The 1,370-nt window shown below is 62.6% G+C and carries 1 protein-coding gene; it reads left to right on the top strand.

The genetic code is table 11. From position 1 onward, the window contains the following. Nucleotides 1–265 precede the first annotated feature (265 nt). Nucleotides 266–1,309 carry a DDE-type integrase/transposase/recombinase gene (locus tag AC1DLT_RS30805; RefSeq protein ID WP_476860533.1) on the top strand — a complete coding sequence of 348 codons (1,044 nt, stop codon included), beginning with the start codon at nt 266–268 and terminating at the stop codon, nt 1,307–1,309. The last annotated feature ends 61 nt before the right edge of the window (nt 1,310–1,370 follow it).

The raw sequence follows: 1,370 nt of genomic DNA, 5'->3' as shown, positions 1-1,370 counted from the left end.
CTGTGGAGTCTCATGACTTAATGGACGTTTCTGTCTCAAGACATCGTGGACAGTGTGTCTCAGGACATCGTGGACACTCGGACCGGTTTTGCTCGGGTCATGAGCAAAATGCACCCCGATATCAAGATCCGGCATTTGGTGGCGACATGGCCTGACGACGCTGAGAGGGGTGCGGTTACACAGTTCTGCGAACGTCATAAGGTGTCCCGGGCCTGGTTTTACAAGATCCGGGCCGCGGCTGCCGCCGGGGGGGACGATCAAAGCCTTGGAAACTGCCTCGACCAAGCCGGCGACCAGCCCGGCCAAGGTCGATGCCTCTTTGGCGCAGCTGGCTCTCGCGACCCGGGAGTCCCTGAAGAGCCTCGGCTATGACTACGGGCCGCTGAGCGTCGCCGCCAAACTCCGACGCCAGGGGGTCCAACCGCCATCACGTGCCACCTTGGCCCGGATCTTCACCCGGGCCGGAGTCGTGGTCCCGGAACCGAGGAAGAAACCGCGCAGCGCCTACCAAAGATTCGTCTATCCAGAACCCAACGGCTGCTGGCAGATCGACTCGACGGAGTGGCTGCTGGCCGGCGGAGCCAGGGTGGCCATTTTCCAGCTCATCGACGATCATTCCCGCCTGGCACTGGCATCGCTGGTCGCAGACGCAGAGACATCCGAAGCGGCCATCCGGGTGGTGCGAATAGCTATCGATCGCCACGGAGTGCCCCAAAAGTTCCTATCGGACAACGGGGCGGCGTTCAATCCCACACGGAGGGGCCGCACCGGGGCCCTGGTGGAATACCTCAAGGCTCTCGGCGTCGTGCCGATCACCGGAAAACCCTACAAACCCACCACCCAGGGCAAGAACGAACGCTTCCACCGGACCCTGCACACCTACCTGAACCGCCATCCCCAGGCCGCGACCGTCGCCGAACTACAGGCCCGTGTCGATGTCTTCGACMCGTACTACAACACCGAGCGTGAACACCAGGCGCTGCCGCCGGGCACGACCCCGGCCGAGGCGTGGAACGCCACCGCGACAGCCCTGCCGCCAGAGCCCCCGACCCCCGAAACCCGCAAACCCACACCCCGCCAGAGCGTGCAACGAAAGGTGGGGCGTCAGGGCGAAGTCACCGTCATCGGAATGCACTTCTACATCGGCACGAACCACGCAGGAGAACAGATCCACGTCCTCTACGACGACGAAACCATCATGTTCTTCGACGCACGGGGAACCGAAATCATCAGCCACCCGCGCCCGCCCAAAGGAACCGTCTACATCGGCCTCAACGGCACGGGCAGGCAACCGTCCACGAAGTCCTGAGACATGAACCGTCCACGATCAGTTGAGACATGAAGTGTCAACGATGAGGTGAGACAGCACA

The organism is Neorhizobium sp. 05N33 (genome assembly GCF_056397445.1).
This window is presented reverse-complemented; position numbering and strand designations above follow the sequence as displayed.